This is a genomic window from Proteus vulgaris (assembly GCF_016647575.1).
Lineage (GTDB): Bacteria > Pseudomonadota > Gammaproteobacteria > Enterobacterales > Enterobacteriaceae > Proteus > Proteus mirabilis_B.
In genome coordinates this window covers 1,785,976-1,810,784 of the sequence record NZ_CP032663.1, presented here as the reverse complement: position 1 = coordinate 1,810,784, position 24,809 = coordinate 1,785,976, and the positions used below count along the sequence as shown (strand labels likewise).

Genomic DNA, 24,809 nt, shown 5'->3' with positions numbered 1-24,809 from the left:
ACCTACAAAATTGACCAATAAAAAATCCCGTGTATAAGCTAACGACTTATCACGGGATTTTGCTTTTTATTCATCATTACTCGTAAAACTTAACCAAAATACTTAAGGTGTTGATGGATGGCTCTCTATTGGTACGTCTAATATCGCGTCTTCGTTATTCTCGGTTTTTTGGCTTTCAGCTTCTTGCTTTAGTGCCTCTTTTCGTGCTTCTTTCTGTTTTTCTTTGATTTGCTGTCGGCTTTGATACAGTCGGATCACAAAATAGAGATCAGGGGCGATAATTAAGTCATCTTCATTTAGTGAAATTCTGTTACGTTCAATCCAGCGATTTAATTCTGTTCTGCGCCCTGCTAAAACCAATTTCACGCCTTTTATTCGCAGTTCCCGTATTAATTCATCAATAGCAGCAAACACGCTGACATCGTCATAGGTAAAGCTTACAGCTGCATCCACAGCTAACCATGCTGGTCGTTGAGGCGCACTATCAACAAGTTGAAGTACCCGCTTTTTAAAATAACCCACATTAAAATAAGTTAGCGGTGAATTAAAACGATACATCATTAAACCATCGATAGGCTCAATACCATTATCCTTATTCATTGAATGAACCATGCCCTGTTCATCAACACCCAATAGTTGATCACTTGGTCGAAAAACAATGCGCAAGAATTGTAATAAACCTAATAAAACTGCAAAACCAATACCGTTAATCAGCCCTGCTAATAACACGGCTAATAAGGTGAATGATGCCAATGTAAATGCTTGTTTATTACGCTTACGATAGGACCAAATATGACGAATGCTCAGCAATGACCATGAAGAAACGATCAATACAATTCCTAGTGAAGATAATGGAATATAGGCAAGAAAATCGGTCATAAATAACAGAACGAGTAAAATAACCAGAGCTGCAATAATAGAAACTAATTGTGTTTTACCACCAACAGAATCATTGACTGCGGTACGACTACTTGCTGCACTTACAGCAAATCCTTGAGAAAGCGCTGCCGCAATATTAGCAATACCTAATGCTTTTAATTCTTGGTCTGCATCGACATCATAACCATTTTTGCTGGCAAAACTGCGGGCGGTCATCATAAAACTCACGAAGCTAATAACTGCCAAGTTTATAGATGGAACTAATAATTCTCTCAAGACACCCGGATGAAATCCTGTCATGGATACAACAGGTAAAAACAAATCAACATTTCCTGCATCTTTATCTACGATAGCAATACCAAAGCTTGCTAAATCAAATTGCCAGCTAAGATAAGTCATCACAACCATGGCGATTAATGGTGCTGGCCATCGGCTACGAAAATAACGAATACCCAATAATAAGGCGAGTGTTATCCCTGACATCAATACAGTAGGTAGATGTGCATCCATTAATCGAAACGGGACTTCAATTAATTTTTCAATTAAATGATCTGGAGAAGTGTCAAAACCAAAAACTTTACTAATTTGTCCCACCATAATGGTGATCGCAACACCATTTAATAGCCCTTGAAGGATCGGACGAGACAGAAAATCAGTAAAAGCCCCCAGCCGAAAGTGGCTGGCTAAAATACACCAAAAACCTGTCATTGCCGTCATGATAATTGCAAGTTGCCATCGTGTATTTTCATCCCCCGCAGATAATGGAATAACCACCGCAGCAATAACGGCGCACGTTGCAGCATCAGGCCCCGTAATTAATTGGCGAGAAGTACCAAATAATGCATAAATGATCATGGGGAAAATACAGGCATATAATCCAACAATCGGGTTAATCCCTAACAATTCGGTATAAGCAATTGCGACCGGCAATGCAACGGCAGCAACAGAAAGCCCTGCTTTTAAGTCATAGCCAAAATAATCACGCTTATAATTAAACAATAAGCCTAATCCTGGCATCCATTTTATTATTCTTTTTCCGTTCATTGATTTCCTCTTATCAGAAATACTTTTTTATTTATGCATTCATCAAAAAAGTGGCGGGAGATAATGATGAGTTAATGAATCATATACTAGTGCAATATTTAAATCCTCTTTCATAACTCAAGCTTGCGTTTTAATTTTACATAAATGCAATTACGTTGATTTTTCATTGAGTTATTTCAGATAAAAATAACGTTTTTTGTATAAATTAACACTATGTCGTTAAAGATATGCAATTGTTTACCCATTTTCTGTCGCTTTGCATTAGAATAGCCAAGTTTATGAATTTAATTACCATAGGTTCCTATCTGTTATGAAAAATGGCTGGCTTAAGCAATTACTTGATTTTGCTCCACTATTAGTGTTTTTTATCTTCTATAAATGGCAAGATATTTTCTATGCTTCAGGTGCATTAATTATCGCGACGTGGATCTCAGTCGGCTTGACATGGCTTATTTTCCATAAAGTTGAGAAAGCGCCGCTCATTACCGCCATTGTGGTCACTATTTTTGGCTCATTAACTATTTTCTTCCATTCTGCCGATTTTATTAAATGGAAAGTGACGGCTATTTATGCCATTTTTGCCATCGTTTTAATTGGAATGCAGTTATTTACGCCAAAAACGCTAATGGAAAGAATGTTAGGCAAAGAGCTTGCAATGCCACCTGCAAATTGGAAGAAACTCAATATTGCATGGGTGATTTTCTTTTTTGCTTGTGCTCTTGGTAATATTTATGTGGCATTTTCTTTGGCGGAGGAGACTTGGGTTAATTTTAAAGTCTTTGGCTTAACTATTTTGACCTTTGTCTTTACTATCGCCAGTGTGGTTTATATCTGGAATAACCGTTTACCAGAAGAACAATCTGAAGACGAAGCCACAGAAAATAGTGAACACGAATTATCAGATGACATGACAAAACAAGCATCTAAACCGACATCACACGATGCTCATTCAAAATCTGAATAATCATTTTTATTTTATTGAGAGATGTGTGCTCTAAATAACTCAAGCGCAACTATTAGAGTATAGCTAGTAGATACTCTTATTTGAGTATGGCTAGTAGATATTCTTATTTGAGTATAGCCAGTAGATACTCTTACTTGAGTATAGCCAGTAGATACTCTTGTTTGAGTATGGCCAGTAGATACTCTTGTTTGAGTATGGCCAGTAGATACTCTTGTTTGAGTATAGCCAGTAGATACTCTTGTTTGAGTATGGCTAGTAGATACTCTTATTTGAGTATAGCCAGTAGATACTCTTGTTTGAGTATGGCTAGTAGGTACTCTAAATAATTTAAGCTGTAGCTAGGCGGCAAGCGAATGAGTCGCTAGGAGCATACATAAGTATGTGACTGGTGCGAATGAGTGCAGTCAACAACGCTACAGCTTAAAGTATGACGAGTAAGTTTCAACATTATTTACAGATACTTTATATCCCATGACTGAACAACAATCTTTGCCTAATGGTGAGCTCGTTTTACGTACCCTTGCCATGCCTGCTGATACTAACGCCAATGGTGATATTTTCGGTGGCTGGTTAATGTCCCAAATGGACATCGGTGGTGCAATTTTAGCGAAAGAAATTGCTTTAGGTCGTGTCGTTACTGTAAGCGTAACGGGCATTACCTTTCTTAAACCTGTTGCTGTTGGCGATGTCGTTTGTTGCTATGCGCGTTGCTTAAAAACAGGTAACTCTTCAATTACTGTGAATATTGAAGTCTGGGTTAAGAAAGTCGCCACAGAGCCTGTTGGTCAACGTTATCGTGCAACAGAGGCAGTATTTACCTACGTTGCCGTTGATGAGAACAATTCTGCGCGTCGCTTACCTGAAGGTAAAGCACATTTCACGCTAACAAGTACAATGGAATAAAACACCATTACGGCAATTCGATTACGACGAATAGCGTAAAAGCATTAAAAATTGAAACTAAAAAAGGCACTTATAAAAGTGCCTTTTATTTATCTGGTATCAAATAGTGATATTATTTTATTTAACTGCCTAATTGATAAAAATTAGCTTGCTGAGATCCCTGTCATTTTGAATTCAATCAGAACCACTTTTCCTTTATAAGGAATTTTTTCATAACGCCATTGGCGCATTGCTCTTTTTACTTCGCGCTCAAACACGTTTTTGGGATCAGCAGAAATAATTTCTACATTATCAACTCTTCCATCAGCATCAACATCAAAACGAACTTTAATTGAACCTTCCATTCCCACAGCTCGTGCTCGTGATGGATATTCAGGTAAACCTTGGCGTACTACATTCGGTACTTTACCTTCACCACTACTTGCCACTGCAACCGGTTTTTCATCGCCTTTATCACTTGGCTTTGCCGTCGGGTTAAGATTTTTGAGATCATTACCTTTATTAACAACTAAAGGTTGTGGTCGCTCAACAGGCGGTTTCGGTTTGTCCACAGGTTTTGGCTTAGGTTTCGGTTTTGGTTCTGGTTTTTTCTCTATTGGTTTTTCAATAATAGGTTTTACATCAGGAATAGGTTCTGGCTCAGGCTCTGGCTCAACAACCGGCTCAGGTTCTGGAGGAGTAACTTCTTCAACCACAGGTTCTGGTTCGCCAGCAGGCTCATCTGCTGCAAATGCCAACATCTGTATAGAGATAGGCTCAGGTGTAACTGGCTTATCTTCTACAACATATAACATCGCAGCCGCAACAAGTGAGGCATGTAGACAAAGTGATATGAGTACCCAAAGCTTCCAACGCATAACTGATCTTATTTCACCTAAAGAAAAAATATGCCCCTAGTTTAAATGCAAATAGCAATCATATTCAATAACGTTTAGTAAAATGATTGATACTAGCCGCTAAAAAGTGAAATTATGAGTTCCATTCTATGTGTTGTACAAATAAAAGTGCTCTATGTTTTCTAGAAGTATCAAGTTTACGCAGTTTATAAATTCGGAAATTACGACGAGATTGTCCTTCTAACCATCGACGTCGTTTACGTATAGCTTGTCTCATCATACGCCAACGAGCTACTTCAGTCCTACTGTGTCTCATGCTATCAGCACCTATTTTTTCGAATAAGTGGACTATTATAAGACGTTCATTTTGTGATCCAAGAGGTGATTTATGATTTGCTTGAATTTCATCCATTATTTGAGCATTTCTCACAAAGAAAAAATGAATAAAGAGTTGTATCTTATTGCTTATTTAATGCTTATCTTTTAAGAAAGAGATTTGACAGAGATAATAATCCTGATTTAATAACAACATTCGGCAAATAACAAAAATAATGAACTATTTTTAGTAAATTGCCTTTAGCTTATCCATGCAATTCATTTTCAACGGAAAATAGCTCTACTATGACAACATTTTATACTGTATTAAGTTGGCTAACCTTTTTCTTCTATTGGCTATTAATTGCGGGGGTCACATTTCGTGTCCTGATGCACCGACGACCTGTTACATCAACAATGACATGGCTATTGATCATCTACATCCTACCATTAGTCGGAGTTATTGCGTATTTTGCTTTTGGTGAATTACACCTAGGAAAGCGACGTGTTGAACATGCGAAGCAGATGTGGCCTTCTGTTGTTGCGTGGCTTGAAGACTTGAGAAAATGTAAGCATATCTTTGCGACAAGCACGAGCGATGTTGCAACGCCTCTTTTCCAATTAACGGCTAAACGTCAAGGTATTAAAGGTGTTAAAGGTAACAAGATTGAACTTTTAACCACCTGTGAAGATTCGCTCAATTCAATTACACGCGATATTAATAATGCCCGTGACAATATTGAAATGGTTTTCTATATTTGGCAATCAGGTGGTTTAGTCGATGAAGTAACCGACGCCTTAATTAGAGCTGCTAAACGTGGTGTAAAATGCCGAGTCATGGTTGACTCTGCGGGTAGTTGGAATTTCTTCCGTACTAACGGCCCAGATGTAATGAGAGCCGCCGGTATTGAATTTGTTGAATCACTGCATGTTAATTTATTCCGTTTCTTCTTACGTCGCATGGATTTGCGCCAACATCGAAAAATCGTATTAATTGATAATTATATTTCCTACACAGGAAGTATGAATATGGTTGATCCTCGTTATTTCAAACAAGATTCCGGTGTAGGTCAATGGATTGATATTATGGTCAGAATGGAAGGCCCTGTCTCGACCACATTAGGTATGATTTATGCCTTTGACTGGGAAATGGAAACCGGTGAACGCCATTTACCACCTCCTCCTGATGATAATATTATGCCTTGTGAACAAGAAAGCGGTCATACAACACAAGTCATCGCCTCAGGACCAGGTTTTCCTGATGAGCTAATTCAACAATCACTTATTACAGCCATTTACTCTGCAAGAAAAGAATTAGTACTGACAACACCTTATTTTGTACCTAGCGATGATCTTGCCCATGCAATCTCAACCGCTGCAATGCGAGGTGTTAATGTGAGTATTATCGTTCCTCGTAGCAATGATTCATTCCTTGTACGTTGGGCAAGCCGAGCATTTTTTACAGAAATGCTTGAGGCAGGTGTAAAAGTCTTTCAGTTTGAAGATGGTTTATTACATACCAAAAGCGTGATGGTTGATGGGCAGCTCAGCATGGTAGGTTCAGTTAACCTTGATATGCGTAGCTTATGGTTAAACTTTGAAATTACTGTTGTCATTGATGATGAAGGCTTTGGTAGTGATTTAAGCATTGTCCAATACGATTATATTGCCCGTTCGACAGAATTAACTATGGATGAATGGGAAAAACGACCATTTTTAAATCGTGTATTAGAGCGTATCTGTTATTTCTTTAGTCCTCTGCTATAACAGAAATGTTATAATCAAAAGACTACTAAAAACTAGCAACAGATAACCGTGCTAAATTAGTAAAAATGCGATACAAATAACGTGATAATTATTGGAACAATAGACAGGCATTACCATGAATGAACCGACCTTAATCAGTGAAGACGATGCTTTAGAACAAGCTTATGATCTATTTTTAGCCCAAGCAGCGGACAATTTGGATGTTGCAGACCAATTATTGTTTAACCTGCAATTTGAAGAAAGAGGCGCAGCTGAAGTGGTTCCATTAGGTAATGATTGGCAATTTATTGTTGGTCTGCCTGTCACATCTGCCCGTTTTAGCGAAGTGATTATTGGCCTCGCTCCAGACGATGAATCCGATATAGATGATATTTTTGGTCGAGTCCTAATTAGTCGAGATCCGTTACAACCTATGTTCCATATTATTTGGAAATCATAATCACTTTTATCTTCACCTGCTTATATTTTAGCGGGTGATTTTTTATTTCAGAGAGAAATAAAATGAGTGAAAGTAACTTTATCATTGATGCTATCTTTACCTTAGCTTTCTTTGGTGCATTTTACTGGTATATCTGCGTAGCTATTATTATCGTAATGCTTTACGCCACAATAAAAACACAAAAAACGTTATTTCGTATCTTATTTATACTTATTGCTTTAATTTTTTCTTATTTACCCTTTATGCAATATCTTTGGTAAAAATTCAGCCTAAAAAATTAAAAGCGCTCCATCAGCGCTTTTCTCTGCTTTATCTTTGGTATGCTAATTTACTCAAAGCATTTAGATGAATGAGCAATAGTTAAAAACATTGTGCCTTCTCTTGTAAGCGTACTATCTTGTTTTATTGGTGGCGATTTAACCATTCTATCTATTTCAGTTGAAGAAAATTTATCACTTGCTTCATTATAAAAACACAAACATTGATCTTTGCTCACATTACTATAGACATTTAATGTATCCATACAATATTCAATAACTTTATTTTCTTGTGATTCAGAACATGCAGGCAGTAAAGATAACGATAAAAATAAAGATAAAATAACAATCAAGGTTTTTTTCATAATCATGCCACTATTGTGTTAAATTTATTTAATTATGAAAAAATTATTTCATTAAAGCAGGGAAATTATTACGATATAAATCAAATTTAAGTGGATATTTATTATTTATATAAGATAAATAGAGAGTTTTTTTACTTTTCTCCCTATTTTGTATCTTTAATATTTCTTTATTTAGTATTTATACTTATTTTTATTTAATTTTAAATGTAACAATGGAAAAGGATTGCCTTGCCCATCTAATTCAGAACGTCCTATTTGCTCAAACCCAATATAAAAATAAAAACCAATTGCTTGAGGGTTCTGTTCATTTACATCTAATTCATCAACATGCAGTGTATTTATCGCGAAAGTTGTCAGCAATTTACCGCAACCATGTCCTCTAGAATTCGCATCAACAAATAGCATTTCTAACTTATTTTCTGCTGTGCCTAAGATCCCATGAATAACATTATTATTATCTATCGCAATATAGGTATTAAGCATAGGAAAATACTGTTCTAAAATATCTTTTTTAAGCGATAAAATAATGTCTTCAGATAGGAATGTATGCGTAGCTCTAACGGATGATTCCCAAACTGCAATCATTTCATCATAGTGTGAAGGCTCTGCTTTTATTACAGTTAACATACTTACCTCTCTATAAAATACGGCATCTTAAAGATCCTTTATTAACAGTCAAGCCACTCGAATAAAAAACACACATATTGTGTATATTGAATAAATTTTTGATAAGACAAAATCCAAAATATAGCGATAAGTATTTACATTCATATAAAATAAAAAAGGTTGGCAAATATCTCGCCAACCTTTTTTAATCAATGCATCAAGCTAAATTACCACTCAAAATTGACACCAGCTCCATACATTAAATCATTTGAATTTGATGTTGATGTCGAAACACTGGCTTTAGCTGCAATATTCTCGTTAAAACGATAACCGCTACCCACCGCTATCGCATTTTCAGAATTATATCCACCAATGGCTGCACTGACGTTAAACTTTCCTACACTATAAGGTTGGAATAAGTTAGCAGTTGCCGCTGACATAGCAAATCCACGTTTCATTTTATCATCAAAATCATTCATACGGCTTTCTAATCTATCAATACGGGCACTATTATGGTTCGCTAAATTCCATGCATTATTTGCAGTTTTGTTCGCAATATTTGCCGTGTTATTCGCGATATTAGCAGTATTATTTGCAATATTAGAAGTGTAGTACGCATTATTAGCCGTAGTATTTGCTGTATTAGCAATAGATTTCGCATCAACAGCCGTTTTGTTTGCATTATCAGCACTCACTTGTGCTTTATCTGCACTTGTTTGTGCCTTATTTGCACTATCTTGAGCTTTATTAGCGGTCGTTAGTGCCGTTCCTGCCGTTGTTTTAGCCTCATTTGCATTTGTTAATGCAGTATTAGCTGTCGTTTTTGCATCTGTTGAATTGGTTAACGCTGTATCCGCCGTGATCTTTACTTCATTTACGGTTGTTTTTAATTCAGTTACTGAAGTAAGCGCCGTATTAGCGGTGGTTTTTGCATCTGTTGCCGTTGTTAATGCTGTATCCGCGGTGACTTTCACTTCATTTACGGTTGTTTTTACTTCATTCACTGAAGTGAGCGCTGTATTGGCTGTATTTTTTGCATCCGTTGCCGTTGTTAACGCCGTAGTGGCTGTGGTTTTTGCATCCGTTGCTGTTGTTAACGCCGTATTCGCTGTATTTTTTGCATCCGTTGCTGTTGTTAACGCTGTATTGGCGGTGTTTTTTGCATCCGTTGCCGTTGTTAGTGCTGTATTGGCGGTGGTTTTTGCATCCGTTGCTGTTGTTAATGCTGTATTGGCGGTGGTTTTTGCATCCGTTGCTGTTGTTAACGCTGTATTGGCGGTGGTTTTAGCTTCATCAGCCGTTGCTTGTGCTGTTATTGCTTTAGTTTTAGCTTCATCCGCCGTTGCCTGAGCTGTAGTTGCTGTAGTTTTAGCTTCATCTGCGGTTGCTTTCGCATCAACTGCCGTGTCATTAACTGCTTTTAACTGAGCGATATTGACTGCATCTGTATCTTCAGCACCACCGGCAACATTGGTTATACGACGATAAGTGTCTCTTTCATCAAAATCTGAACTTGCTGCTTTTTGCCCTATTGATAGCTCACCAATATTTTGGCCAGCTCTATCGTCATCTTTCAAAAATAAAGCTTTGTTTTCAGACATTTTACCTGCAACTGAATTGGCGCCTAACGCAATCGAATCTTTAGCATCATTAACAACTCTTGCATCAGTACCAATGGCAACACTGTGGTTAATTAACCATCCACCACCGAATAGATCTTCTCCTTTACCAGCATTAGCATTACTACCAATACTTATGCCGCCATTGCTTTGTTTTGCAGCATCACCAATTGCTATACCACCTAAGCCATCTGAAACTGCCTTAGATCCAAAAGCAACAGAGCCTTCACCTTTAGCTACTGCTGCATTACCAAAAGCAATTGCAGGTGCGCCTTGTTGACCATTTCCATCGCTATCAGCATAGGCACTATTACCAATAGCAATATCAGAGTTATATTTTGCAACAGGAGGTTTAGGTCCATTTTTAGGTAAGAATTTATTGGGATTTTCGATCGGAATATCTCCATCATCCGCCGTATTACCAATAATAATTGAATTGTTATTTACTGAAGTATCGATAAAACCAGAGCCTATTTTGACTCCACCATATTGCTCAACAATAGGTGTCGATACACTTGCAGCAGACATTGGCATCTCAAGATCATCGTTATTATCTACTGGCGCTGCTTGTGCAAAAAAAGGTGCGAGGGCTAATACAATCAATGATTTTTTAAACATAGATAGAACCTCAATAGTTTAAGCGAAGCAGTTTTGAATATAGCGTGTGTAAATAAAAACTTTCGACTGAAGATAAATCACTAAAAGATAACTATTAGCTTTTTATAGTTAAAATCAGAAAAAGAATATCTATATTTTTATTCTTATTTGGAATAACAAAACAACCTGAAAGATATAAAAAATAAGTAAAGTCCACATAAACCAGATAATAAATTTAACTATAATAAAAAAACAGAGTTAACGATTACCTTGCAGATAATAAGAAATCAAAATTTAACTAAATAAAGTTTAATAAAATAGTATGAAGCAGATCACTAAAATGAAATTTAATATTAATAAGGTATTTTACATCATCTTATTTAGATAAAAACTCTATCATCTCACTTTAAAAATCTGACTTACTGAAAACAAAAAAGGCCACATAACGTGACCTTTTGAAAATATTATTTATTAGCTTAATACTAGAAACGGTAACCTACACCTAATACCCAAGTACCAAATTTCAGATCATCTAATTTTGAGTATTCATAAGATGCATCAATGGCTACGTTTGGAATTGGATTAATTTGTAAACCTAATCCATAACTTATAGATACTTTGTTTTCACGATGCTCTTCGTAAATGTCTTTATAATTAACATTAAAAACACTTGTACCGATTAAACCATACGCATTAATATACTCATTAAAGCGATAACTTGGTCCACCTGAAATTAAATAATAACTTACATCACTATGCTCTGTATTTTTACCATCCTCATCCTGGCAATTATATTTTTTATTATTATAAACAAACGAACCTATAATACCAAAGCCATTATCTATCTTGCGATCATACTTAATATTAAATCCTTTAGGATCTTCATCTACCTTATCACCATCTATTTTTACCTGACTTTGTGCATAACCTATGGACAATGTATTTTTCAATGTAGCAGATGCATTAAATGCCGTTATTGATAAGAAAATTGCTGCAATTGGTAACAATAATTTATTTTTCATTATATATCTCAATATTATCTTTAGTTAATAAAATGAGAAACAGCAAGAGAAAATAGTTTAAATTGCAATTAATTCAACACTATAAAAGTGCTGTTTCCACTTAGAATAATAAATCAAAGTGAAATTTAGATAAATAATTTAACTTTAATGAAAGAATAATAAAGAGAACTATTCAAATAAAGGCAAATAAATAAGATATTTATTTTAATAATAGAGTAAAAACAAATTTTAAAATCAAATAAAATGATTTATTTTAATATTATTTAATTTATATTTTAGAGAAAATAAAAAGGCCACATAGCGTGACCTTTTAAAACTATTAGTTATTAATTTAATATTAGAAACGGTAACCAACACCTAATACCCAAGTACCAAATTTTGCATTATCAAATTTTGAATATTCATAAGATGCATCAATTGCCACGTTTGGGATTGGATTAATTTGTAAACCTAATCCATAAGCCATAGATGTTTTGCTGTATTCGTCATTACCATAATAATATTTATCTTCTTGGCTAGCATGACCAAAACCAATCAAACCATAGGCACTAAAATAGTCATTAAAACGATAGCTAGGCCCAGCAGTTAATGAAACATAATCAATTTCAGTTGAACCAATTTTTCCCCAACGACTATAATAATTATAAGTTAATTTTGTGTACGTCAGTGATCCAATAACACCCCAATCATTATCAAACTCATGATTATATTTAAAGTTAATTCCTTTAGGATTATCGTCGATTTTATCATCACCCACTTTAATTGAGCTTTGAGCATAACCTACTGATAAAGTATTATCTAATGCTGCTTGTGCATTAAAAGAAAGTGTAGAAATAGCTAATAGTGAAGCTGAAATAAATAAATTACGATTCATCTTTATTCTCTATATAAAAGCAAAAGGATAGACAAATGGAACTAAATTAGAATTTAGCTCTCTTGTTAAATTGAGTGCTGCACTCAATAAAATTTATTTATAAATAATACGTTACTATTAATATTTTATAAAGAAAATCTTATGATTAAAGTTATAATTAAAACACCATTTCCCTCAACAACAAACTCACCTTATTTTTTGCTATTATTAAGGAAATATTAAGGCTATAACGTTATGAAAAAAAAAGACTGATCTTAATTTTTATCAATTTTAATTATATTTAAACCACTATTGTCGTTCTATTTACTCTTAATCATTAAGATAAAAAAATGCACTAAGTCAAATATACTTATCTTAGTCTATAAAATGTTAATGAATATTTAATCTAAAATTTAAAATAGTATAGAAATAAGTTATTTTATTAATTTTAATGCGTATAAAAAAACACTTATAAAGTGGTTTTCTCTTTTATCCATTATTAGCAAGTTGCATTTTTAACCAAAAACTTTGCTGACATAAATTAAAAAATTCTTTTCTACAAGGAGAAATAGTTTTGTTATTCGATTCGACAATTTCCCAAGTGATCCAATGCTCAGGACATTGAGCGTCATTATCATAGTGTTCTGTTTCTATCTCTTCTGTACATTTCAAGATGACACCATCAGGAAATAACCAAGTATGAGTTGCTCTGGTTATTTCTGTTAAGTTATCTAAAAAATTCTGGGTGCTTAAAATTTGATAGCTATCTTCTTGGTTTACAATTTGAGATATATACTTCGCTAACATCACCTTCTCTCTTGTTTTACTTCTTATTATCTAATGTACTCACCATAAATGAGCCAAGTTTTATTACTTTTGTTTTTCATCAAAAGCATCTGCCATAAGTAAAAATTTAGGCTCTGCTCTTGTATATGCATTAATCATAGGAACTAATCGCTGAAAATGTTCACTAGCACAATGCACATCAAGTGCAGCATGATCAGGCCACTGTTCAATAAAAACAAAGTGACCAGGATCTTTTTCATCAACATATAGATTGTAACTAATGCAAAGAGGCTCTTTCTTAGTCGCTTCAACAAGCTCACGATAAAGAGGTAAAACAATTTCTATCGCTTCTGTTTTAATAAAATCTTCAGCAATCACTTTTAACATCGCATTTCCCTTACCCTAATTGATCGACAAAATACTGTATAAAAACACAGATAAATATAGTCTAGTTAATTTAAGAGATCTACCGTCTTTACATAAAAAAAGCCATAATTTACCTTTGCAATATTTTATCTTTCTATTTGAAACCCTATCATTTTTTTAATCGTGAACCAATTTTGAAAACAAAGGCAAAACAGTTCAGTAATCTATTGAAGTGGTAAAGAAGTACTATTTGACCAGAAAGCAGTAAGCATCAAACATTTATCTTCTATATGAGTAAAAATATGCGTTTAAATAATGTGGATTCTCTTTATATAATAGCAATTCATTAAGTAATACAGAGAAAGTAAGATTGGGGGGGTTAACGTGTGGCTTGAACAATTTGGTGTACTCAATATCTGGACATACCTTGCAGGCATGTTTTTTATTATTCTTGTTCCTGGCCCCAATACACTCTATGTACTAAAAACAAGTGCATCAGGCGGTGTTCGCGATGGATATCGTGCCGCATTTGGTGTTTTCTTAGGTGATGCTATTTTAATTTTTCTCGCCTTTATTGGTGTTGCATCGGTAATAAAAGCCTCTCCTTTACTTTTTACTATTGTTCGTTTTTTAGGTGCTTTTTATCTTCTCTATTTGGGAATAAAAATTATCCATGCCACTTTTTTCTCCAAAAAAGTGCATTCAGAACAAACAACAACCGTACAGAAACACGTTTTTAGAAAAGCGCTTACATTAAGTATGACCAATCCTAAAGCGATTTTATTTTATATCTCATTTTTTGTGCAGTTTATCGATTTTAATTATGCACATACGGGATTATCTTATTTAATTCTCGCTTCCATGCTTGAAGCCTTTAGTTTTATCTATCTTTCTTTTCTGATATTTGGTGGTGTAGCCCTTGCTCGCTTTTTCGGCTCACGTAAAAATATCGCTAAACTAGGTAATGGTGTTATCGGGCTTTTCTTTATGGGATTTGCGACTAAATTAGCGACATTAACATCATAAGTTTTAATAACAGATACCAATTAAAGAAATGGCAATCTAAATAAGATTGCCGTTTTTCAGCTACGCTTATTTACATATATTTATAAAATTTTATTCTTATCATCTTATTAAATACTATTCATTCTCATTTGATTTCAGCTTAAAAAACTATTTTTTATTTTATTGTTATTATTTAACCTTATTTATTCGATATAAATTTGATTAATATTACTAAAACAAGTTGTTCATCGATATATTATAAAGTATATACCCCTATAAATAGGTATTGAGATGAATAGCCAAATTGTTATTGACTCTAAAAAATGTATTGGCTGTAAGACATGTGAAGTTGTTTGTTCAGTCGGTCATACATCAGAAAAAGATGGGAATGATTTTCTCAATAAAAAGAATTTTCATCCAAGGATCCGCATTATTAAATTAATGCATCAATTTACAGCTTCTGTTTGCCATCAATGTGAAGATGCACCTTGTGCCCAAGCTTGCCAGACAAAAGCATTAGTGCGTGGTGAAAACTTTGTCGAAACACACCCTGAAAATTGCATTGGGTGTAGAGCTTGTCTTTTAGCTTGCCCGTTTGGAGCCATTGAGCTTGAGAAAAAAGCGCATTCAGCACCCACTTCTTGTTTAGATCTTGGCCAGCAATTTCAAATTGATATCGTTAAATGTGATTTATGCAATCATAGAGAACAAGGCCCAGCTTGTGTTGAATTTTGTCCTCAAGATGCCTTAATTTTTGTCTCCGACAATGAATTGTCACAATTAACTGCTGAACGTAGAAAAAACTCTATTCTACGTGAACTACCAACGATGCCTTATTAAGGTTTATGCCTATAATAATCGCTGCGTGACACAAAAAATTTAATAGCCTTATTCAGATAAGGCTATTATTTTATTCATCACTGCAATAAATGATTATTTTTCAATACAAGCTATTCAAGAGTGCTAACTTCAATGTTTTTAAAAATAAAATCATTCAACGAAGAACACCATCCAACCAAAAGATAATTTGAAGCAGTTTTTGACTGATAATTAAGTACAGCTGTACTTAATAATTCAAAAACTTTTTCCACTTCCTGCTCAAGTTTAACTTGAAATACCATGATTTTATATTCTGAGTCTGCTTGAAGAAGTTTACTAAAATCATAATTAAAGTACTGATCAGATACTTCAATTTCCATTGCAAGAATAACTCGTTTTAAATTATGCTGACTATCGAACTCTCTCCATACGAAGTCATATAACCATTCTTTAGAATGAGTTTTATTACATGGTCGTGATTCATATTTTAAGCGCGTTCCTTCAGCACAAAACCTCTCTTTAATTGCTCTGTTCTTATCTGGGCTACGCCAAATTTCCTTTTTCCATTTGCTCTCATCACCTTTCATTCTAGCTTTATTCATTTTTTCTTTTACCGCATCCTCGCGGATTTCCTGAAACCATTGCTTAAAAAACTCAACCAAAATTTCCTCCAATTACACGATAATAAATTTTAACTAAGTATCAACCTGAACAATCATATACACTATTACTTCTTACTTTTTACCACCTTGAAAGCGCTTAACTGTAGTTATCTATATCGAAACCACCCTACCATCTGGTATCATTGTCGACTTATCAATTTTCTTGCCATAAATAACTTTGTTTTTCACACAACTTATCATTTGAGCCTATAAGATATTTTATTGATTTATCATGTTGTTAAGGTATCAAAACAGCGAAGAACAAAGCCTTGGTTAGCAAGTTACAGAATAATCAGCAACGATATAGAACCGTAAAAAATGAGCATCCCAAAAGAGCAGTATAATTTCAACAAACTACAAAAACGCTTACGCCGTGATGTTGGGCAAGCTATCGCTGACTTTAATATGATTGAAGATGGCGACAAAATCATGGTCTGCCTTTCTGGTGGTAAAGATAGCTACACGCTACTTTCTATCTTAATGAATCTGCAAAAAAGTGCGCCAATTAACTTTTCACTTATTGCAGTCAATTTAGACCAAAAACAACCCGGATTCCCTGAGCATATTTTACCTGAGTATTTAAATGAACTTGGTGTGGAATATAAAATTGTTGAAGAGAATACCTATGGGATCGTTAAAGATATTATTCCTGAAGGTAAAACAACCTGCTCTTTATGCTCACGTTTACGTCGTGGTATTTTATATCGCACAGCAACAGAAGTTGGTGCAACTAAAATTGCTTTAGGCCACCATCGTGATGATATTTTAGAAACATTATTTTTAAATATGTTCTATGGTGGCAAGCTTAAAGGTATGCCACCTAAATTAATGAGTGACGATGGCAAACAAATTGTTATTCGTCCTCTTGCTTATGCTCGTGAAAAAGATATTGAGCGTTTCGCACAAGCTAAACAATTCCCAATTATTCCATGCAATCTTTGTGGCTCACAACCTAACCTTCAGCGCCAAGTGATTAAAGAGATGCTAAGAGATTGGGATAAACGTTATCCTGGTCGTATTGAAACTATGTTTAGAGCAACACAAAATATTGTCCCTTCACATTTATGTGATACTCAATTATTTGATTTTGTGAATATCAAACATGGTGATGAAGTCATTAATGGTGGCGATTTAGCTTTTGATAAAGACGATATTCCAGCCGTTCCAGTGATGTTCCAAGAAGACGATGATGAACGTCCTGACTTTAGCCAAAATAAACTCGATATTGTTGAAGTGAAATAGTGCACTATCTCCTAAGCCTTGCATTCGGGGCTTAGGATTTTTATGACTAAATAATAGCCAATAATAAATTTAAGCAAAAAAAAACCGATGTTAAGAAACATCGGTGTAATAATGGTCAATTATTCTGTATTAAGAACTCAATATGAGAAAAACTACAATTATGGAGCACAACGTTCATCGCTCAACGTTGTATTCACCTGCGAGAGTTATAATGCCAGATGTTCTATTTTAAAAAATTGATATATCTCAAACAGGGTTAGAGAATTCTTTTTTAAATCCATTTAGTTACGATTAATTTGCTGAAAATTTACAACCATCTACTACGCTTTAACCACCAAGTAACAATCACAATCAAAACAAAGAGAGATAAACAGAAGATGGTAAAACCATAAGGAAATTCATTTCCGGGTATTCCACCTAAATTGACACCAAATAGCCCTGTTAAAAATGTTGTTGGTAAAAATAACATCGCCATTAGTGACATAGTATAAGTACGTCTATTCATCGCATCAGCCATCATTGATGTTATTTCATCAGCAATCACTGCCGTGCGAGAAATACTACTGTCCAAATCCTCTAAACGTCGAGAAAGTCTTTCTGAGATTTCCAACATCGTGACTCTATCACTATCACTCATCCACGGTAGTTTTTCGATAGAAAGTCTCGAAAATACATCTCGTTGCGGAGCCATATAGCGACGTAAAACAATCAATTGTTTTCTTAATAATGCGAGTTCACCTCTTGCGGGTATTTGTTGTTCGAGGATCATATCTTCCAATTCAATTAATTGGTCATGTAAAGTCTCAACAAATTCGCCTATTTCATCGGTCACAGCATCAGCCATAGTAATTAGCCAATCACCACTATTTTCAGGCCCATTACCCAGTTCTAAAGTATGAATAACAGAATCCACCGAATTAACTTGGCGGTGACGGCTTGAAACGATCGTTTGACTGTTAATATAAATTCTAAAAGCAACAAGCTCATCAGGTCTATCATTAGGATTATTATTAATTGTTTGCAAATTGATAATGATACCTTCACCAATACGTTGTGCTTTTGGTCTGACGTTCTCTGCAAGCAATATATCTTTAGCAATAGGTGGAAGTAATTCTGTCTCTTGTATCCATTGAGCACTTTGTGGTTTGCGATAATCTAAATGCACCCAATATGGGTTTTCATTTGTTGCAACAGTCTCCGTTGTGATTTCTGTTGCTCCTCCATGCCCATCAAGTTGTGCTGTATAAATAGCATCTGCATCTTGTATAACAGAGTCATTAACTGTTTTCACTTAGCTTCCTCCATAACTTTTGCTTTAAAGGCAATACTTGAATTCAATGCTCAACTGTCAAATATGATTAGTCTACCTTCATTTTATAACGCTCTATTTTGAACTGTTATTCTATCCTTTTTTTCTAGTTAGCTGTATATCAACGCTACTTTTGTTTAATTCATCCCAAACTTCTATTTATCTTTATCACTTTAGGATTATTACACTAAATTGGATACTAATAGTTACGTTAGGATATTAACACCTAGAATAACAACAGGTAACTTATTTTATTTATAGGAAAAAAGTTACCTGTTGTAATTTATAATAATTATCTGTCTGGTGTATACTAAATATTCTTTAATACATTTATTGCACCCTAAAAATAAGGTCATCAATATGAAAAAATTTATCGCTATTCCTTTATTTTTACTTTTGGCTGGATGCAATGACGCAACTTCAACTGAAAGTGCAAATACAACTCCGTCTACAGGGACAACAAAAACGCTTCTAGTGGATTCACAACTATATGATTGTGTTGGTGTCGCACCAATGAAGTGTATGAAGGTAAAAGAGTTACCTTCAGGCGAATGGTCTCTGTTCTATCAAAACATTGATGGTTTTGAATATAAAGCAGGCACTGAATACACATTGAAAGTTAATGTTACAGATATTCCTAATCCTCCAGCAGATGCACCAAGTGTGAAATATACACTGATTGAAGTTGTAGATAAGAAATAGAAAGTCACGCCAAAATCTAGCTCACAATAGGTATTAAAACTTATTGTGAGTATTTTCACCTATTACGCTCAATTTCCACTCCCTTTTATTTAAATAATGACCTCTCATTACACCATCATCTAAAATAATTAATAAAATTTATATTAATTAATTATTAGCTATTTATAGTAGTTTTATTTTTATTGGGTTTAAGAATAAGCATGCGAACTTTTTTTAAGAGTAATTTCAATCAATTAATATTGAAATCAACATTTATTTTACTAAAAATAACGTTCTACACATCAACATAGAAACTCTACAATGAATAAATTAGCCCTTATTTTAATTACCTTAGCTTTATCTTACTCTTCTACATTACATGCCTATGATAAAACACACACCCTCTCTGCTGGTTATATTTACGGCAAAATAAAAGGCGACACCGCAAAAGGAGAGATAATCAGTTATCGATATGAAACAGAAAATACTTGGGGAATATTAATTTCCCTACTGCATTTAAACACAGATCGTAAAGAATATTTTATTGATCCTCGTTTTACCACACCGTCAACAATAAAATACCGAACAAAAACCACAGGTCTATTAATCGGCCCAACTTATAGAATAACACCTGAAATTTCTATTTACGCCCAAATGGGGCCTAATAAATTAAAGTATCAGGAAGACAAATCTCATTCTGAAATAAATACAACAGATACTCATATCGTTAATACAACAAGTGTCATTGGTCAAATTGGCATCGATTATAATCCTGTTAAGAATATTTCGTTTAGTTTGGGTTATCTTTACTCTGATACCACGGCAAATAAACGTCATCTTGAATTAAGTGCTTTACAATTATCTCTAGGATTCCGTTTTTAAACGACTTTCTAATAACCATTGATAATCTATGATTTTATTTAACAATAAAGAAAAGCGAATAGATAGATCTACGTTTAAAGCACTCAAATACCATGATAAATATATTAGTTTTTATTATGATTAAGCATTTATATCTATAAATAAAACAAGACATAATATTTAACATCAAGCACATTGCACAATTGGTCAAAACAATACCATAAAAATGTATTAACATATCACTTGCAATGTTTATTCCTTTTGAGTCTCCTTCTGTTTTTATAACAGAGGGATTTTTTTTGTTATAAATATTTTATTAATCACTGTAACAGTTAGATACAATAAAAAGCGTGCAAAGAAAGCCTTAAAAATATAATTTATATCCGGACGATAAGTCATCCTGCTTTATTTTGCTACGCCCCTTTTTCTAAAGGGGTTCTTTTTTATTTATACTCTCTTCTATTTTTTAGACCTCTTTAGTTTTCTTCTTATTGATACATATCAACGTATAAATCATAATTTCTTTACATTTTCTATTTGTAACTAAAATAAAAAATGCCCCAAAGTAGATTTTAACTTTGAGGCATAATTTTAAGGTTTTAATTTAGCTTCTACCTTAATGCTTCAGAATATAAAGCGTATGGCTATATGCAACATCTTCTGGATTTTTAATTGGATAACCTTTTAGCCAAGGCTTTATTAATCGTCCATTTGTATATTGATAAATAGGTGCTATTGGTGCATCTTCAGCAATTATTTGCTCAGCACGGTTATACAAACTATTCCTCTCATTTGCATCAATAGCCATACCAGACAAGGTTAACACTTCATCATATTGCTTATTCTGATATTTAGGGATATTACCAGTATGTTTAGAACCTAATAAGCTTAAAAAAGTAGAAGGCTCATTATAGTCACCAATCCATGATGCCCTTATAACATCAAAATCCCCCGAATTTCGGCTATCAATATATGTTTTCCATTCCTGATTACGTAATTCGACTTTTACTCCTAACTTTTTCTTCCACATAGAAGCAACTGCAATAGCAATTTTCTGATGATTCTCTGAATTATTGTATAGTAATGAGAGTGTTAATGGATTATGAGGGCCATATCCAGCAGCCGCTAACAAGATCTTAGCCTGACTGTCTAATTCATCTTGATTGTATTCATCATAAATTGTAGGTTCTGGGGTAAAGCCTGCCGTTACATCAGGTGTAAAACGGTTTGCTGATTTCTCCCCTGTTCCTAATACTTTATCAGTGATAATTTTTCTATCTATCGCCATCGCTAACGCTTTACGTACACGAATATCTTTTGTTGGCCCTGATTGAGTATTAAAAGCATAATAATAAGTCCCCAACTGGTCAGGAATATAAACCTCATTAGGAATATCTTTCATTAATTTATGATATAAATTTTTCGGGAATGACTCTGTAATATCAATATCACCGGCTAAATAACGTTTAGTCGCATGTGATTCATGATTAATAGGCACAAAAGTAACTTTAGTCAATACTGTATTTTTATGATCCCAATAATAAGGATTTGGCGTTAATACAATCTTCTCGTTAACCACTCTGTCTTTTAAAACAAAAGCCCCATTTCCCACTAAATTACCAACTTTAACCCACTCAGCACCATATTTTTCAATACTATGATGAGGTACAGGATATAACGAAAAATTAGTCGCTAAATTTGGAAAATAAGAAACTGGGCGTTCTAACGTGACTTTTAGTGTTTTTTCATCAATCGCTTCTACACCTAATGATGTTGGTTTTAATTTTCCATCAATAATCTTTTGTGCATTTTCAATCGATGCAAGTGATGCATACCATGCAAAAGGTGAAAGGTTTTTAGGATCAACTAACCTTTGCCAACTATAGACAAAATCTGTTGCTGTTACCTTTTCACCATTGGACCATTTCGCATTATCACGTAAAGTGAAGATCCACACGCGATTATCTTCTGTGCGCCAACTTTGAGCAACTCCCGGAATCGGGCGTCCATACTCATCTTCTATCGTCAACCCTTCAAACAAATCACGTTGCACTTGAGCTTCTGTTAACCCTACTGCATTAATAGGATCGAGTGATGCAGGTTCATCTTTTAAATGTCGAACCACTTCTTGTTTTTTATCGAGTATCGTTCCTGCGGGGACTACTGCCGCATTTACCTGCGATGTGAGTAATCCTTGAACGACAAGTGCACATGAGATGACGAATATTTTGCGCATGTCTGTTTCGTCCTGTAATCTGTATGAGAATGAACTGCACAATTATAAGAGCCTGATAAAAAGGCACAATCACTGATTACAAATATTTTATAAATTTTTATGTTTTTAGTGGTGACTATGCCAATAGTGGCAAATTTTAATAATGGTTAAGCATTAACGAGAATTATCGTTAATAATGAGTATTAATAACAGTTAGTCTGACAACTAATAAAGGAGAACAACAATGGCACATCAAGTTACTTTACAAGGAAATGCAGTGGCACTAGCGGGTAATTTCCCAGCAGTAGGCCAAAAAGCTGCAGATTTCTCTCTTGTTGGTAAAGATCTTAATGATGTTTCTTTAGCGAATTTTGCAGGTAAACGTAAAGTTCTAAACATTTTCCCAAGTGTAGATACTGGTGTTTGTGCTGCAAGTGTTCGCCAATTTAATAAAGTTGCAAATGAATTAAATAACACCGTTGTTTTATGCATTTCAGCTGATTTACCTTTTGCTCAAGCGCGTTTTTGTGGTGCTGAAGGCTTAGACAACGTTGTGACATTATCTACAATGCGTGGTGCTGAATTCAAAGAAAACTACGGTGTTGCAATTGCATCAGGCCCATTAGCTGGCTTAACGAGCCGTGCAGTGATTGTTTTAGATGAAAATAACACTGTTATCTACACCCAGTTGGTTGATGAAATCACAACTGAGCCAAATTATGATGATGCATTAAAAGCATTGAAGTAATATTAATAAAAAAATAGACGAGCATTATGCTCGTCTATTTTTATTATGCACAAAATCTTATTACTCATCTTACTACTCAATTAATCTTCAGACTTCTCACTCTTTTTATTCGTAAGATTATATTCTCTTAGCTTATTCGCAATAGCAGTATGAGAAATACCTAAGCGTTTTGCTAATTTACGTGTACTTGGATAATCACGGTATAAACGCGTTAAAATAGAGGCTTCAAAGCGTTTTGTCATTTCATCTAACGAGCCTTCTAATAAGTTCTCATCAAATAATGTCTCATCCGTATGCTCAGGTAACGTAATATCTTGAACACGCAATGTATTCCCGACTAACTGTGCCATTGCTTGGTAAACAGTATTCCGTAATTGACGAATATTACCCGGCCAAGAATATTGCATTAAATAATTTGAGAAATCGGTAGAAATGGACGGCACACCCATTTTTTGATCTTGGCAGTACTGATTAATAAAATGAGTTACCAACGGAATTATATCGTCCTTTCTTTCTCTTAATGGCGGTAATGTCAGTGTTAATACGTTCAAACGGTAATAGAGATCTTCTCTAAATAATCCCTTTTGCACTAATTCCCACAAGTTTTTCTGAGTAGCACAAATAATTCTCACATCGACATTAACTTCTTCTTCTTCGCCCACTCTGCGGAACGTTCCGTCATTTAAAAAACGTAGAAGTTTGATCTGCATTTGCGGTGACATTTCACCGATTTCATCAAGTAAAACAGTGCCACCATTGGCTTGCTCAAAAAAGCCCTTTTTTCCTTCAATAGCATTAGGATAAGCGCCCGCTGCATAGCCAAATAGCTCACTTTCAACAACATCATCAGGCATTGATGCGCAATTTAACCCAAGAAATGGATACCTTAAACGGTTACTTAGTAAATGGCAGGCTTTTGCTAATAAATCCTTTCCTGTACCCGTTTCACCCACTAATAATAATGGATCATTCATTATCGCCATTTTCTTTGCACGGGTAATAAGCTGCTTCATTTTAGGCGTTACAGCAATTATTTGGTCAAAGCCACTTTGATCATTAGCTACTAATTTAGGGTGATCATAAATAATTTCATGGTACTTCAGTAAAACAAAAGCCCCAACACAATGATTATATTGGTTATCGTCTGTAAGTTTAATTGGGACTATTTCCATTTCAAAATTCTGTTTTTTCACAGTAATAGGCACCATTTGAATAAAGTGCTCTTTTTGTTCTAAAAAACGATGAATATTAAAATTAGGGATAAACTGGTTAAATGTTTTCTCAGAATGGTCATCTGGAGATAAACCAAAAAGCTGTCTCGTCGCAGGGTTAAGTAACTTAACTTTACCTTTGGTATCAATAGAAAAAACAGGAACAGGGACAGATTCTAATAATGTCCAAATTGCACGATGTTCTTGCTCTGATGGCATAAATGCAACAGTACGCACATCAATAACACCATTTATTCGACGTATTTCTGCCATCAATGGTTGAAAAATATCAAAATCAATCTGTGAAAAATTCAGGTAAATAAGACCTATTGGGAATATTTCAATTCCACGCAAATCAATATTTTTTAATACCAGCAGATCTAATAATTCACGGGTTAACCCGATGCGATCTTCACAAGTGACCTCTAAACGCATTAT

At 34.4% G+C, this 24,809-nt stretch carries 24 protein-coding genes and 1 pseudogene; 11 read left to right on the top strand and 14 right to left on the bottom strand.

Going from position 1 to position 24,809, the window contains the following annotated elements; all coding sequences use genetic code 11:
* Window positions 1-102 precede the first annotated feature (102 nt).
* Window positions 103-1,923, bottom strand: a complete 1,821-nt coding sequence (locus D7029_RS08460) for a SulP family inorganic anion transporter (RefSeq protein WP_228766752.1) — start codon at window positions 1,921-1,923, stop codon at window positions 103-105.
* Window positions 1,924-2,233: 310 nt separating this feature from the next.
* Here D7029_RS08460 and D7029_RS08455 point away from each other — a divergent pair.
* Both D7029_RS08455 and yciA read left to right on the top strand, forming a co-directional pair.
* A pseudogene (locus tag D7029_RS08455) lies at window positions 2,234-2,788 on the top strand (septation protein A); the annotation flags it as partial.
* Between the two features lie 570 nt (window positions 2,789-3,358).
* A complete protein-coding gene (yciA, locus tag D7029_RS08450) occupies window positions 3,359-3,790 on the top strand; it encodes an acyl-CoA thioester hydrolase YciA (RefSeq protein ID WP_006536988.1) in 432 nt (143 codons plus the stop codon).
* Between the two features lie 143 nt (window positions 3,791-3,933).
* On the opposite strand, the gene tonB is transcribed toward yciA, so the two are convergent.
* Window positions 3,934-4,647: a TonB system transport protein TonB gene (tonB, locus tag D7029_RS08445; RefSeq protein ID WP_088495714.1), complete on the bottom strand. Its 714-nt coding sequence runs from the start codon at window positions 4,645-4,647 to the stop codon at window positions 3,934-3,936.
* Window positions 4,648-4,759: 112 nt separating this feature from the next.
* On the bottom strand, window positions 4,760-4,942 hold the full coding sequence (locus D7029_RS08440; protein ID WP_036913581.1) for a YciY family protein: 183 nt from the start codon (window positions 4,940-4,942) through the stop codon (window positions 4,760-4,762).
* A gap of 305 nt (window positions 4,943-5,247) precedes the next feature.
* Between D7029_RS08440 and cls the strand changes: the two genes are divergently transcribed.
* From cls to D7029_RS08425, 3 genes are all read left to right on the top strand, one after another.
* Window positions 5,248-6,708: a cardiolipin synthase gene (cls, locus tag D7029_RS08435; RefSeq protein ID WP_088495715.1), complete on the top strand. Its 1,461-nt coding sequence runs from the start codon at window positions 5,248-5,250 to the stop codon at window positions 6,706-6,708.
* A 109-nt stretch (window positions 6,709-6,817) separates the two neighbouring features.
* The gene (locus tag D7029_RS08430; RefSeq protein ID WP_370992865.1) at window positions 6,818-7,147 is read left to right on the top strand and encodes an HI1450 family dsDNA-mimic protein; all 330 of its coding nucleotides are present in this window, start codon (window positions 6,818-6,820) and stop codon (window positions 7,145-7,147) included.
* Window positions 7,148-7,209: 62 nt separating this feature from the next.
* The gene (locus tag D7029_RS08425) at window positions 7,210-7,407 is read left to right on the top strand and encodes a hypothetical protein (RefSeq protein WP_088495717.1); all 198 of its coding nucleotides are present in this window, start codon (window positions 7,210-7,212) and stop codon (window positions 7,405-7,407) included.
* Window positions 7,408-7,475: 68 nt separating this feature from the next.
* On the opposite strand, the gene D7029_RS08420 is transcribed toward D7029_RS08425, so the two are convergent.
* From D7029_RS08420 to D7029_RS08390, 7 genes are all read right to left on the bottom strand, one after another.
* Entirely contained in the window at window positions 7,476-7,769 is a 294-nt protein-coding gene (locus D7029_RS08420) for a hypothetical protein (protein WP_194952396.1), read from the bottom strand.
* 171 nt (window positions 7,770-7,940) lie between these two features.
* Complete coding sequence (locus D7029_RS08415) at window positions 7,941-8,396, bottom strand: GNAT family N-acetyltransferase (protein ID WP_194952395.1); 456 nt, start codon at window positions 8,394-8,396, stop codon at window positions 7,941-7,943.
* A 206-nt stretch (window positions 8,397-8,602) separates the two neighbouring features.
* A complete protein-coding gene (locus D7029_RS08410; RefSeq protein ID WP_194952394.1) occupies window positions 8,603-10,612 on the bottom strand; it encodes an alanine-zipper protein in 2,010 nt (669 codons plus the stop codon).
* Between the two features lie 461 nt (window positions 10,613-11,073).
* A complete protein-coding gene (locus D7029_RS08405) occupies window positions 11,074-11,613 on the bottom strand; it encodes an Ail/Lom family outer membrane beta-barrel protein (RefSeq protein ID WP_194952393.1) in 540 nt (179 codons plus the stop codon).
* A gap of 337 nt (window positions 11,614-11,950) precedes the next feature.
* Entirely contained in the window at window positions 11,951-12,487 is a 537-nt protein-coding gene (locus D7029_RS08400) for an Ail/Lom family outer membrane beta-barrel protein (RefSeq protein ID WP_194952392.1), read from the bottom strand.
* 468 nt (window positions 12,488-12,955) lie between these two features.
* Window positions 12,956-13,273 (bottom strand): hypothetical protein, encoded by a 318-nt coding sequence (locus D7029_RS08395; protein WP_228766751.1) that lies wholly within the window; start codon window positions 13,271-13,273, stop codon window positions 12,956-12,958.
* Between the two features lie 63 nt (window positions 13,274-13,336).
* Window positions 13,337-13,639, bottom strand: coding sequence for a putative quinol monooxygenase (locus tag D7029_RS08390; protein ID WP_088495723.1), 303 nt, complete (start codon window positions 13,637-13,639; stop codon window positions 13,337-13,339).
* Between the two features lie 414 nt (window positions 13,640-14,053).
* Between D7029_RS08390 and leuE the strand changes: the two genes are divergently transcribed.
* Both leuE and D7029_RS08380 read left to right on the top strand, forming a co-directional pair.
* The gene (gene leuE / locus D7029_RS08385) at window positions 14,054-14,644 is read left to right on the top strand and encodes a leucine efflux protein LeuE (protein WP_228766777.1); all 591 of its coding nucleotides are present in this window, start codon (window positions 14,054-14,056) and stop codon (window positions 14,642-14,644) included.
* Window positions 14,645-14,914: 270 nt separating this feature from the next.
* A complete protein-coding gene (locus D7029_RS08380) occupies window positions 14,915-15,463 on the top strand; it encodes a 4Fe-4S dicluster domain-containing protein (protein ID WP_194952390.1) in 549 nt (182 codons plus the stop codon).
* Between the two features lie 110 nt (window positions 15,464-15,573).
* Here the strand turns inward: D7029_RS08380 and D7029_RS08375 are convergent, their stop codons facing one another.
* Window positions 15,574-16,104, bottom strand: a complete 531-nt coding sequence (locus D7029_RS08375; protein WP_194952389.1) for a hypothetical protein — start codon at window positions 16,102-16,104, stop codon at window positions 15,574-15,576.
* 318 nt (window positions 16,105-16,422) lie between these two features.
* On the opposite strand from D7029_RS08375, the gene ttcA reads away from it, so the two are divergent.
* Window positions 16,423-17,346 (top strand): tRNA 2-thiocytidine(32) synthetase TtcA, encoded by a 924-nt coding sequence (ttcA, locus tag D7029_RS08370; RefSeq protein WP_194952388.1) that lies wholly within the window; start codon window positions 16,423-16,425, stop codon window positions 17,344-17,346.
* Window positions 17,347-17,653: 307 nt separating this feature from the next.
* Here ttcA and zntB read toward each other — a convergent pair whose 3' ends face one another.
* The gene (gene zntB / locus D7029_RS08365; RefSeq protein ID WP_194952387.1) at window positions 17,654-18,637 is read right to left on the bottom strand and encodes a zinc transporter ZntB; all 984 of its coding nucleotides are present in this window, start codon (window positions 18,635-18,637) and stop codon (window positions 17,654-17,656) included.
* Between the two features lie 378 nt (window positions 18,638-19,015).
* Between zntB and D7029_RS08360 the strand changes: the two genes are divergently transcribed.
* Together D7029_RS08360 and D7029_RS08355 are read left to right on the top strand one after the other, a co-directional pair.
* Window positions 19,016-19,357 (top strand): DUF4377 domain-containing protein, encoded by a 342-nt coding sequence (locus tag D7029_RS08360; RefSeq protein WP_088495727.1) that lies wholly within the window; start codon window positions 19,016-19,018, stop codon window positions 19,355-19,357.
* A 300-nt stretch (window positions 19,358-19,657) separates the two neighbouring features.
* Window positions 19,658-20,218 carry an Ail/Lom family outer membrane beta-barrel protein gene (locus tag D7029_RS08355; RefSeq protein WP_194952386.1) on the top strand — a complete coding sequence of 187 codons (561 nt, stop codon included), beginning with the start codon at window positions 19,658-19,660 and terminating at the stop codon, window positions 20,216-20,218.
* Between the two features lie 595 nt (window positions 20,219-20,813).
* Here the strand turns inward: D7029_RS08355 and D7029_RS08350 are convergent.
* Window positions 20,814-22,433, bottom strand: coding sequence for a peptide ABC transporter substrate-binding protein (locus D7029_RS08350; RefSeq protein WP_194952385.1), 1,620 nt, complete (start codon window positions 22,431-22,433; stop codon window positions 20,814-20,816).
* Between the two features lie 223 nt (window positions 22,434-22,656).
* Between D7029_RS08350 and tpx the strand changes: the two genes are divergently transcribed.
* Window positions 22,657-23,160: a thiol peroxidase gene (tpx, locus tag D7029_RS08345; RefSeq protein WP_100158148.1), complete on the top strand. Its 504-nt coding sequence runs from the start codon at window positions 22,657-22,659 to the stop codon at window positions 23,158-23,160.
* An 80-nt stretch (window positions 23,161-23,240) separates the two neighbouring features.
* On the opposite strand, the gene tyrR is transcribed toward tpx, so the two are convergent.
* On the bottom strand, window positions 23,241-24,806 hold the full coding sequence (gene tyrR, locus D7029_RS08340; RefSeq protein WP_194952384.1) for a transcriptional regulator TyrR: 1,566 nt from the start codon (window positions 24,804-24,806) through the stop codon (window positions 23,241-23,243).
* Between the last annotated feature and the right edge of the window lie 3 nt (window positions 24,807-24,809).

Coding starts and splice junctions, on each gene's coding strand:
- tpx (WP_100158148.1), top strand. CDS start 22,657: ATGGCACATCAAGTTACTTTACAAGGAAATGCAGTGGCACTAGCGGGT.
- tonB (WP_088495714.1), bottom strand. CDS start 4,647: ATGCGTTGGAAGCTTTGGGTACTCATATCACTTTGTCTACATGCCTCA.
- D7029_RS08380 (WP_194952390.1), top strand. CDS start 14,915: ATGAATAGCCAAATTGTTATTGACTCTAAAAAATGTATTGGCTGTAAG.
- D7029_RS08415 (WP_194952395.1), bottom strand. CDS start 8,396: ATGTTAACTGTAATAAAAGCAGAGCCTTCACACTATGATGAAATGATT.
- ttcA (WP_194952388.1), top strand. CDS start 16,423: ATGAGCATCCCAAAAGAGCAGTATAATTTCAACAAACTACAAAAACGC.
- tyrR (WP_194952384.1), bottom strand. CDS start 24,806: ATGCGTTTAGAGGTCACTTGTGAAGATCGCATCGGGTTAACCCGTGAA.
- D7029_RS08400 (WP_194952392.1), bottom strand. CDS start 12,487: ATGAATCGTAATTTATTTATTTCAGCTTCACTATTAGCTATTTCTACA.
- D7029_RS08395 (WP_228766751.1), bottom strand. CDS start 13,273: ATGTTAGCGAAGTATATATCTCAAATTGTAAACCAAGAAGATAGCTAT.
- D7029_RS08405 (WP_194952393.1), bottom strand. CDS start 11,613: ATGAAAAATAAATTATTGTTACCAATTGCAGCAATTTTCTTATCAATA.
- D7029_RS08355 (WP_194952386.1), top strand. CDS start 19,658: ATGAATAAATTAGCCCTTATTTTAATTACCTTAGCTTTATCTTACTCT.
- D7029_RS08350 (WP_194952385.1), bottom strand. CDS start 22,433: ATGCGCAAAATATTCGTCATCTCATGTGCACTTGTCGTTCAAGGATTA.
- leuE (WP_228766777.1), top strand. CDS start 14,054: ATGTTTTTTATTATTCTTGTTCCTGGCCCCAATACACTCTATGTACTA.
- yciA (WP_006536988.1), top strand. CDS start 3,359: ATGACTGAACAACAATCTTTGCCTAATGGTGAGCTCGTTTTACGTACC.
- D7029_RS08360 (WP_088495727.1), top strand. CDS start 19,016: ATGAAAAAATTTATCGCTATTCCTTTATTTTTACTTTTGGCTGGATGC.
- D7029_RS08425 (WP_088495717.1), top strand. CDS start 7,210: ATGAGTGAAAGTAACTTTATCATTGATGCTATCTTTACCTTAGCTTTC.
- cls (WP_088495715.1), top strand. CDS start 5,248: ATGACAACATTTTATACTGTATTAAGTTGGCTAACCTTTTTCTTCTAT.
- D7029_RS08460 (WP_228766752.1), bottom strand. CDS start 1,923: ATGAACGGAAAAAGAATAATAAAATGGATGCCAGGATTAGGCTTATTG.
- D7029_RS08390 (WP_088495723.1), bottom strand. CDS start 13,639: ATGTTAAAAGTGATTGCTGAAGATTTTATTAAAACAGAAGCGATAGAA.
- D7029_RS08440 (WP_036913581.1), bottom strand. CDS start 4,942: ATGAGACACAGTAGGACTGAAGTAGCTCGTTGGCGTATGATGAGACAA.
- D7029_RS08410 (WP_194952394.1), bottom strand. CDS start 10,612: ATGTTTAAAAAATCATTGATTGTATTAGCCCTCGCACCTTTTTTTGCA.
- D7029_RS08420 (WP_194952396.1), bottom strand. CDS start 7,769: ATGAAAAAAACCTTGATTGTTATTTTATCTTTATTTTTATCGTTATCT.